Annotated in this window: 8 protein-coding genes; 6 read left to right on the top strand and 2 right to left on the bottom strand. The window is 74.7% G+C overall.

The features are described 5' to 3' along the window. Window positions 1-328 precede the first annotated feature (328 nt). A complete protein-coding gene (locus EF903_RS07770; protein WP_125542230.1) occupies window positions 329-1,627 on the top strand; it encodes a hypothetical protein in 1,299 nt (432 codons plus the stop codon). Here the strand turns inward: EF903_RS07770 and EF903_RS07765 are convergent. Continuing rightward, on the bottom strand, window positions 1,581-2,621 hold the full coding sequence (locus EF903_RS07765; protein WP_125542229.1) for an ATP-binding protein: 1,041 nt from the start codon (window positions 2,619-2,621) through the stop codon (window positions 1,581-1,583). The genes EF903_RS07770 and EF903_RS07765 overlap by 47 nt on opposite strands. Before the next feature lie 109 nt (window positions 2,622-2,730). Here EF903_RS07765 and EF903_RS07760 point away from each other — a divergent pair, with 109 nt between their 5' ends. Further along, entirely contained in the window at window positions 2,731-3,552 is an 822-nt protein-coding gene (locus EF903_RS07760; RefSeq protein WP_125542227.1) for an oxidoreductase, read from the top strand. 432 nt (window positions 3,553-3,984) lie between these two features. Here the strand turns inward: EF903_RS07760 and EF903_RS07755 are convergent, their stop codons facing one another. Continuing rightward, the gene (locus EF903_RS07755; RefSeq protein WP_260614938.1) at window positions 3,985-4,824 is read right to left on the bottom strand and encodes an HAD family hydrolase; all 840 of its coding nucleotides are present in this window, start codon (window positions 4,822-4,824) and stop codon (window positions 3,985-3,987) included. 516 nt (window positions 4,825-5,340) lie between these two features. On the opposite strand from EF903_RS07755, the gene ssd reads away from it, so the two are divergent. Genes ssd through EF903_RS07735 form a run of 4 tightly spaced genes read left to right on the top strand, consistent with a single transcriptional unit; the run spans window position 5,341 to window position 9,321 of the window. Further along, window positions 5,341-6,516 (top strand): septum site-determining protein Ssd, encoded by a 1,176-nt coding sequence (gene ssd, locus EF903_RS07750; RefSeq protein ID WP_399420345.1) that lies wholly within the window; start codon window positions 5,341-5,343, stop codon window positions 6,514-6,516. Further along, complete coding sequence (locus EF903_RS07745; RefSeq protein ID WP_125542222.1) at window positions 6,513-7,661, top strand: TadA family conjugal transfer-associated ATPase; 1,149 nt, start codon at window positions 6,513-6,515, stop codon at window positions 7,659-7,661. The genes ssd and EF903_RS07745 overlap by 4 nt, the downstream gene beginning before the upstream one ends. Beyond that, window positions 7,658-8,539, top strand: a complete 882-nt coding sequence (locus EF903_RS07740) for a type II secretion system F family protein (RefSeq protein ID WP_260614937.1) — start codon at window positions 7,658-7,660, stop codon at window positions 8,537-8,539. Before EF903_RS07745 ends, EF903_RS07740 begins: the two co-directional genes overlap by 4 nt. Further along, window positions 8,536-9,321, top strand: a complete 786-nt coding sequence (locus EF903_RS07735; protein ID WP_125542218.1) for a type II secretion system F family protein — start codon at window positions 8,536-8,538, stop codon at window positions 9,319-9,321. The genes EF903_RS07740 and EF903_RS07735 overlap by 4 nt, the downstream gene beginning before the upstream one ends.

The raw sequence follows: 9,321 nt of genomic DNA, 5'->3' as shown, positions 1-9,321 counted from the left end.
GGCGAGGGGCTTGGAGAAGGTGGCTGTCACGGGGTCCCGTCTCCTCTGTGAGGGATGAAGCGGCGGGAATCAGCGGAAAACAGTCGTCTGCGGTCGAATGCGGTCGCCGTTCGACGCGGACGTCGACGGCAGTCTCAACACTCAGTAAATGAAAGGTAATGCTGAGTAAAGCACTGCGGAAGGTAATACGGGCAAACGGCCTAGAGATTCCCCCTCCCTGCTGAATAAGCATTTTTTACGGCTTGTCACACCATCTCCGGGTCGCACGGCGTGGGACGTTGCGGTCCGGAAGCGAAATCCTGCGAGGCAAGCGAGGAGAGGTGGACGGATGATCGCCGCCACGAAGAAGACCGCCGGCGGCCTGGTCGCCATGGCGCTGGTGCTGGGCGCCGCCGGGTGCAGCGGTTCGGAGTCCGCCGGCCCCTCCCGCGGTCCGGGGGGGAAGAAGGGCGCGGCCGCGCCGGAGGCTCCCGGCAGCGTCAACCGGCCGATCGGCGACGGCTCGACCGCGTACACCGGCCCGCAGCCCCATGTGGTCGCGCAGCGGCGGATGAAGCCCGGCGAGAAGCCCCCGCAGTTCGTGGTCTTCTCCTGGGACGGAGCAGGCGAGGACAGCCAGAAGCTCTTCTCGCACTTCCGCGAGGTCGGCAAGAAGTACAACGCCCGGATGACGTACTTCCTCTCGGGCGTGTACATGCTCCCGGAGGAGAAACGTTCCCTCTATGTGGCGCCGCAGCACGAGCCCGGCCGCTCCGACATCGGCTTCGGCGACCTCCAGGGCATCAAGGACACCGCCGCCCAGATCCGCGCCGCCTGGCTGGAGGGCAACGAGATCGGCACCCACTTCAACGGGCACTTCTGCGGCCCCGACGGGGGCGTCGGCACCTGGTCCGTCGAGGAGTGGAAGAGCGAGATCAACCAGGCCAAGTCCTTCGTCAAGAACTGGAAGACCAACTCCGGCCTGAAGGACGCGGCGGCGCTGCCGTTCGACTACGACAAGGAGCTCATCGGCGCCCGCACCCCCTGCCTGGAAGGACAGAAGAACTTCATGCTCGCCGCCAAGGGCATGGGCTTCCGCTATGACTCCAGCGGCATCTCCAAGCAGGTCTGGCCCAAGAAGGCGGAGGGCCTCTGGGACATCCCGCTCCAGCTCGTGCCCCTGCCCGGCCGCGCCTTCGAGACGCTGAGCATGGACTACAACTACCTCGTGAACCAGTCCGGGACGACGACCCAGGGCGACCCCTCGCAGCACGTCTACTGGGGCAACCAGATGCGCGACGGCCTCCTCCAGGCCTTCGAACGCGCCTACCAGGGCAACCGCGCCCCGCTGATCATCGGCAACCACTTCGAGTCCTGGAACGGCGGCACGTACATGCGGGCCGTCGAGGAGACCATCAAGGGCACCTGCACCCGCCCCGAGGTCCGCTGCGTGCCGTTCCGCGAGCTGGTCGACTGGCTCGACGCCCAGGACCCCGAGGTCCTGGAGCGGATGCGGACCCTCGGCGTGGGCGAGGCCCCCAAGGAGGGCTGGGAGAAGTTCCTGGCGGCCGCGCCCGCCTCCCCGTCCGCCGGAGCCGCGGTCAAGCCGGCAGCGGGGCCTGCCGCAGGGGAAGCGGCGCAGGACTGAGCAGGTCCGCCGCCGCGGGCCCGTCGCCGGAGCCCTCGTGCAGGACGAAACCGGGGTCGACCTGGGCCGCCAGGTCGAGCCCGGTCCTGGCGTTGCCCCAGCTCTGCGCGTTGCGCAGGTGGAAGTGCACCATCTGCGCCGTGTAGCGCTCCCAGTCGCGCAGGGCGTACGAGGCATCGGCCGCCTCCCTGATCGCCCCCAGGGCCCGCCGGCTGTCCTCCTCCAGCAGCGCGAAGGGCGCCGGGCGGCCCTTCTCCATCGCCCGCACCCAGTCCGAGTGCCCGACCGCCACCAGCAGGTCCTCGCCCACCTCGTCCCGCAGGAACGCCAGGTCGTCCTCGCCCTGCACCTTGTTCCCCACGACCCTCAGCGCCACCCCGAAGTCCCGCGCGTACTCCTTGTACTGGCGGTAGACGGAGACGCCCTTGCGGGTCGGCTCGGCGACCAGGAAGGTCATGTCGAAACGGGTGAACAGGCCGGACGCGAAGGAGTCCGAGCCGGCGGTCATGTCCACCACCACGTACTCGCCCGGCCCGTCGACCAGGTGGTTGAGGCACAGCTCCACCGCCCCGACCTTCGAGTGGTAGCAGGCGACCCCCAGGTCCGATTCGGTGAACGGGCCCGTGGCCATCAGCCGTACGGCCCCGCCGTCGAGCGGCACCTCCCGCGCGCACGCCGCGTAGACAGGGTTGTCCTCGGTGACGCGCAGCAGGCGCGATCCGGTGCCGGGAGGTGTCGTCTTGATCATCGAATCGGCCGACGCGATCCGCGGGTTGGAGCCGCGCAGGTACTCCTTGACGAGGGGCAGGTGCGCGCCGAGCGCGGGGAGGGCGGCGGCCTGCGCGTCGTCGAGGCCGAGGGCGGCGCCGAGGTGCTGGTTGATGTCCGCGTCGACGGCGACGACGGGCGCGCCCGCCGCGGCGAGGTGGCGGATGAACAGGGAGGACAGGGTGGTCTTGCCGCTGCCTCCCTTTCCGACGAAAGCGATCTTCATGTTCACGAAGGGTAGCCGCTCGATCGCAGCGGGTGCTGCGGGTGAGTGGGGAAGACCACTCCAAGGAGGGGTCGGTGGCACGGCCCGGCAGTGCGTAGGCTCCCTACCTATGAGTAGCGCTGCCGACCCGCTGGCCGCCCTGGGCACCCTGCCGGGCGTCACCGAAGCCGTGGATTCCGTACGCAAGGCCGTGGACCGGGTCTACGGGCACCGCGTCATGCGCCGGCGCAGCGGCGAGATCGCCTCCGAGGCCGCCCTGCGCGGCGCCCGCGCCACTGCCGCCCTGTCCGGGGCGGACTGGGCACTGGAGGAGGTGCGCCGCCGCACCGACTTCAGTGCGGACGCGGAGGCGCGCACGGTCGGCGCCGCCCTGCGGCTCACCGCGGAGGCGGGCCAACTCCTCAGCATCTGGCGCCAGTCGCCGCTGCGGGTGCTCGCCCGCCTGCACCTGGTTGCGGTGGGCTCCACGGCCGACGGCGACGCCGTGGGCCGCCCCCGCCTGGCCGGGGAGCCGGTGGACGAGCCCCTGGTCGCGCAGCCGCTGCCGTCGGCCGACGAGGTCGCGGGCCGGCTGGACGGCCTGTCCCGGCTGGTCCTCGCCGGGAGCTCCGCCCCCGCGCTGGTGATGGCGGCGGTGGTGCACGGCGAACTGCTGGCGCTGCGCCCCTTCGCCTCCCACAACGGGCTGGTGGCGCGGACCGCCGAGCGGATCGTGCTGATCAACAGCGGTCTGGATCCGAAGGCCGTCTGCCCTGCCGAGGTCGGCCACGCCGAACAGGGGCGGGACGCCTACCTGGAGGCCTTCGAGGGCTACCTGTCGGGCACGCCCGAGGGCATGGGCAGCTGGATCGCGCACTGCGGCCGGGCGGTCGAGCTGGGCGTCCGGGAGTCGACGGCGGTGTGCGAGGCGCTCCAGCGCGGCGCGGCCTGAGGGCGTCGGCGGGGGCCGGGTGCCGAGGGCCCGCCCGTCCGGGGCCCGTGCGCACGGGTTGCGGCGACACCGTCCTGCTGTGGTGTCGCCGCTGGCACTCCCGCCGGGTTACCAAGCGTCCTCGATATGTGCCCATCAGGTCGGGGTCTTTGCCCGGTTACCTGGTGCGGCTGGCCCGTAATCGACGGGTCGACGTCGCGTGGGTGCTCGGCGTTCGTGCATTCGGTCCGTGGGCCTTACTGCGTTCTTAAAGATGATCCTCTCGGATGTTCTTCGGTCTCGCGGGCCGTGACTCCTTTGTACTCCGCTTCCGGGATAAGTGGAACCCCTGACTGCTTTTTTTACTTTTCGGGACGCACGGGGTGTCCGGGGGTGAAACGGGCAACCGTATGCCGGCGGGCCGGCCCGGGGCCGCGGCGCGTGCGGCGGGGCTCAGGCGCCGGCTGCCGCTGCGGCCAGGGCGCCGGCCTTGCGGCGGCTCGCGTACCAGACCAGGCCGGCGGTGGCGGCTGCCGCACCGACGGCCGCGGCGGCGACCAGGGCCGGACGCGCGGGCATGGAGAACCCGGGCAGCCGCTGCTTGAGCCGCACCGGCCGGTTGAAGACCAGGACCGGCCACTCGCGGGCCGCCGCTTCGCGCCGCAGTGCCCGGTCGGGGTTGACCGCGTGCGGGTGGCCGACCGCCTCCAGCATCGGGACGTCGGTGATCGAGTCGCTGTACGCGTAGCAGCGGGAGAGGTCGTAGCCCTCGGACTCGGCGAGCTCCCGCACCGCCTCCGCCTTGGTGGGCCCGTACGCGTAGTACTCGATGTCGCCGGTGAAGCAGCCGTCCTCGCCGATCACCATGCGCGTGGCGACGACCCGGTCGGCGCCGAGCATCTCGCCGATCGGCTCGACGACCTCCGCCCCGGACGTCGAGACGATCACCACGTCGCGGCCGGCCGTGTGGTGGGCCTCGATGAGGGACGCGGCCTCGTCGTAGATCAGCGGGTCGATCAGGTCGTGCAGGGTCTCCGCGACGATCTCCCGCACCTGCTGCACGTTCCACCCCTTGCACAGGGCGGACAGGTACTCCCGCATGCGCTCCATCTGGTCGTGGTCGGCGCCGCCGACCAGGTAGATGAACTGGGTGTAGGCGGTGCGCAGCACGGCCCGGCGGTTGATCAGACCGCCGTGGTAGAACGACTTGCTGAACGTCAGCGTGCTGGACTTCGCAATGACCGTCTTGTCCAGGTCGAAGAAGGCTGCGGTGCGGGGCGACGAGTGCGGCAAGGGCTGGATTTCCACGCCCCGAGCATATGCGCCCACCATTCGGCGTAAGGTGTGGCGCGTGGGTTTGCCTGAGAAGCCTCTCGGGTACACCATGGAAGTCACGGATCGTTCGCGACCGTGCTAACCCGGTCTGGCTCCTCCCCCCCCGAGTCGGACCGTGGGGACGACCCCCGCTCTCCCCCCCGGCGGGGGTCGTCGCATGTCCGGACGCGGTTCGCGTCCCTTCCGCCGGTCTCCACCGCTCACTGCCGCCCCCTGCCCCTCGTGCCGGGGCGGCGCGGTGCCGGCCCCCACCCCTCTGGACTCGTCACGGTGCGTGATGGTTCCGCAGCGCTGGGGAACCCACCTGCGAGGGTGACGGAGTTATTCACAAGGCTCCCGTTGTCCACGGTTTTCGAGCAAGATCCACTTCTTTTTCCCGATCGCTGCACGGTGATTGCGGGCCGCGAAGTACGCGGCGCCGGGATTTGCAGCGAGAAGGGGCCGGAGATCGTGGCTGGATCGAAGACGTGCAAAGTGCCGAACCGGGTCGGGGCAGGCGGAATCCGGACGGCGGAACCCCCCGCCGGGGCGGTGCCGCCGGGCGGGCGCCCACTGATCATCACCGAAGACCCGTTGCTCCTGGACGACCTGCTGCGGCTGTGCGCCGCCGCGGGGGCCGAGCCGTACGTGCACCACGGGCTGCCGGCGCCAAACGGAAGCGGAGCCGGCCGCGCCGCCGCGCCACCCGGCACCGGCTGGGAGGCGGCACCCCTCGTCCTCGTCGGGGACGACGCGGCCCGCAGGGTCCGCGGAGCCCCGCGGCGCGGCGGTGTCCTCCTCGTCGGCCGGGAGGCGGCCGAGGACGACCCGGCGGTGTGGCAGCGGGCGGTGGAGATCGGCGCGGAGGAGGTCCTGCGGCTCCCCGGAGCCGAGAGCCGTCTCGTCGACCGCATCGCCGACGTGGCGGAGGGAGCCGGCCGAAGCGCCCTCGCCGTCGGGGTCATCGGCGGCAGCGGCGGCGCCGGAGCGTCCACCCTCGCCTGCGCCCTGGCCGTCCGCGCCGCGCGGGCCGGGGAGCGGACCGTCCTCATCGACGGAGACCCCCTCGGCGGCGGGCTGGACGTCCTGCTCGGCGGCGAGAGCACCGCAGGCCTGCGCTGGCCCGACCTCGCGGGCTCCCGCGGCCGGGTCGGCGCCGGAGCCCTGGAGGAGTCGCTGCCCGAACTGCACGCGCTGCGCGTGCTCAGCTGGGACCGCGGCGAGCGGGTGCCGGTGCCGCCGGCCGCGGTGCGCTCGGTCGTGGCCGCCGCCCGCCGGCGCGGCGGGGTGGTCGTCGTCGACCTGCCGCGCCGCGTCGACGAGGCGGTCGCCGAAGCCCTGGCGCAGCTCGACCTCGTCCTGCTGGTCGTCCCCGGCGAGCTGCGTGCGGTCGCCGCCGCCGGCCGGGTCGCCGCAGGCGTGCGCCTCGCCGCCCGGGACGTCCGCGTGGTCGTACGGGGCCGCTGCTCCGGCGGGCTCGACGCCGAAGCGGTGGCCGGGCTGCTGGGCGCGCCGCTCGCCGGCGAGGTGCCGGTCGAGGTGGGCCTGCCGGGCCGCGTCGCCGAGGGCGAGCCGCCCGGGGCGCACGGCCGCGGGCCGCTCGCCCGCTTCTGCGACGGCTTCTGGCGGCGGGCCCTGGGCCCCGTACCCGACCGGGAGGTGACGGCATGAGCGCGGTGCTCCTGGAGGCGGTGCGCCAGCGGCTCGCCGAAACGGGCGCCGAACCGACCCCGGCCCGGGTGGCGGCGGCCCTGCGGGCCCAGGGCCGGCTCCTCGGCGACGCCGAAGTGCTCGGTGTCGCCGCCCAGTTGCGGTCCGAGCTCGTCGGCGCGGGGCCCCTGGAGGCGCTTCTCGCCGACCCCGCCGTCACCGACGTGCTGGTGGCCGCTCCCGACCGGGTGTGGGTCGACCGGGGCGGAGGGCTCGAACTGACCGCCGTCACCTTCCCCGACGCGGACGCCGTCCGGCGGCTCGCCCAGCGGCTGGCCGCGGTCGCGGGGCGGCGCCTCGACGACGCCCGCCCGTGGGTCGACGCCCGCATGCCCGACGGCACCCGGCTGCACGCGGTGCTGCCCCCGGTCGCCGTCGGCTCCGCATGCCTCTCCCTGCGCGTGGTCCGGCCGCGGGCCTTCACCCTGGACGAGCTCGTCGAGGCGGGGACCCTGCCGCCCGGCGGACAGCACCTCTTCCACGACGTCATCGGCGCGCGGCTGTCCTTCCTGGTCTCCGGCGGCACCGGAACCGGCAAGACCACCCTGCTCAGCGCCCTGCTCGGGCACGTCGGCCCGGGGGAGCGGATCGTCCTCGCCGAGGATTCGGCCGAGCTGCGCCCCGACCACCCGCACGTGGTGCGGCTGGAGACGCGGCCCGCCAACCAGGAGGGGGCGGGGCTCGTCACCCTGGCCGACCTGGTCCGGCAGGCTCTGCGGATGAGGCCGGACCGGCTCGTCGTCGGCGAGGTCAGGGGCGCCGAGGTCACCGACCTGCTGGCAGCCCTGAACACCGGTCACGAGGGTGGCTGCGGGACTGTCCACGCCAATGCGGCGGCGCACGTCCCGGCCCGCCTCGAAGCGCTGGGTACCGCCGCCGGACTCGACCGGGCCGCCCTGCACAGCCAGTTGGCGGCCGCCCTCACGCTCGTGGTCCACCTGGTCAGGGAGCGGGGCGGGCGGCGCCGGGTGGCCGAGGTGCACGTACTGGAGCGGGACGCCGCCGGCCTGGTCGTCACGGCGCCCGCGCTGCGCTGGTCCCCCCGCGGTTTCGTGCGGGAGCAGGGGTGGGAGCGGCTGGGGCCGCTTCTGGGAGGTGCGCGGTGAGCGCCGCGGCGGCGGTGCCCGTGCCGGTGTTCGCCGGGGTGCTCTGCGCGGCCGCGGCCGTCTGGGCGCTGGCCGGCGGGGAGCGGGCTGCCCGCCGCGCCCGGGCCGTCGCGGCCGGGGGCGGCGCCGAGCCGCGCCTGCCGGGGCGCGGGCAGGTGTGGGCGGCCGCGGTCCGGGTGCAGGCCCGGCGCCGGCGGGAGTGGGCCGGCCTCGGCGCCGGGCTGGTGCTCGCGCTGATCGGCGCGTCGGTGGTCCCGCTGGCGGCGGGCGCGGCGTCGGTGCCGCTGCTGCGGCGCTGGCTGCGCGCGCGGCAGCGGCAGCGGGAGCGGTCCGCGCGCCGGGCCGAGGTCATCGCCCTGTGCGGGGCCGCCGTGGGTGAGCTGCGGGCCGGAGCCCAGCCGGGTCAGGCGCTCACCGCGGCGCTGCGCAGGTCGGCCCTCGGACCCGGGGCGCCCGGGCCGGCGGAGACGGCGGTGCTGGCGGCAGCGGCGTTCGGCGGGGACGTGCCGGCGGCCCTGCGGGAGGCGGCCCGGGAGCCGGGAGCGGAGGGGCTGGCCGGCATGGCGGCCTGCTGGCGGATCTCGGTGGACGGCGGTGCGGGCCTGGCCGCCGGCCTGGACCGGCTGGAGGGGGCCCTGCGCGCCGAGCGGGACCGGCAGGAGTCGCTGCGGGCCCAGCTGGCCGGAGCCAGGTCGACCACGGCCGTGCTCGCCCTGCTGCCGCTCGTCGGGCTGCTGATCGGCTCGGGGCTGGGGGCGGACCCGCTGCGGGTGCTGCTGCACACCCACGTCGGCTGGGGGTGCCTGGTCGCGGGGAGTCTGCTGGAGGGGCTGGGGCTGCTGTGGTGCGGCCGCATCGTGCGGGAGGCGGAGCGGTGACGGGCGCGCTGGCCGTCCACAGGCTGGGGACAGTGCTCTGCCTTGCGTCCGCTCTGCTGTGCGCGGCCGCGGCGGTCGCCGAGAGGCTCCGGATACGGGCCGCCCGGCGCAGAACGGCCTCCGTGCTGGCGCTGCCGCCGGTCCGGCGGCGGCCCCTCCCGGGACCGCGGGTTCGGAGCGCCGCTGCCGCGTGGGCGGTCCCGGCCGCGGTACTGGCCGCGGTCTGGCTGCTCGTCGGCGGCCCGGTCGGCGCGCCGGCGGGCTGCGCGGCGGCCCTCGCGGTACGGCGGCTGCGGCGCCGGCCCCGGCCGGATCCTGCCGGGGCGGTGGATCCGCGGGAGGTGGAGCGCCGGCTGCCGTTCGCCGCGGACCTGCTGGCGGCCTGCCTGGCGGCCGGGGCCGGGCCGGTGCAGGCCGCGGAGGCGGTCGGCGAGTCGTTGGGCGGGCCCGTCGGCGAGGCGCTGGCGCTGGCCGGTGCGGAGGTGCGGCTCGGCGGTGAACCCGGCGCCGCGTGGGGCAGGTTGGCCCGGATACCCGGTGCGGCCCCGCTCGCGCAGTGCCTGGAGCGGGCCTCCCGCACGGGGGCGCCGGCCGCCGGGCAGGCCGCCCGCCTGGCGGGCGCGCTGCGCGAGGAGCGCGCCCGGTCGGCGCAGGCCCGGGCGCAGCGCGCCGCGGTCCTCGTCAGCGCTCCGGTGGGGCTGTGCTTCCTTCCCGCGTTCCTGGCGGTGGGGGTCGCCCCGGTCGTCATCGGAATGGCGGCCGGTCTGCTCTCCGCCCGCTGA

Source organism: Streptomyces sp. WAC05292 (genome assembly GCF_003949955.1).
In the GTDB taxonomy this organism is placed as follows: Bacteria; Actinomycetota; Actinomycetes; order Streptomycetales; family Streptomycetaceae; genus Streptomyces; species Streptomyces globosus.
The sequence above is the reverse complement of the archived record's forward strand: the minus strand, read 5'-3'. Positions and strand labels throughout refer to the sequence as shown.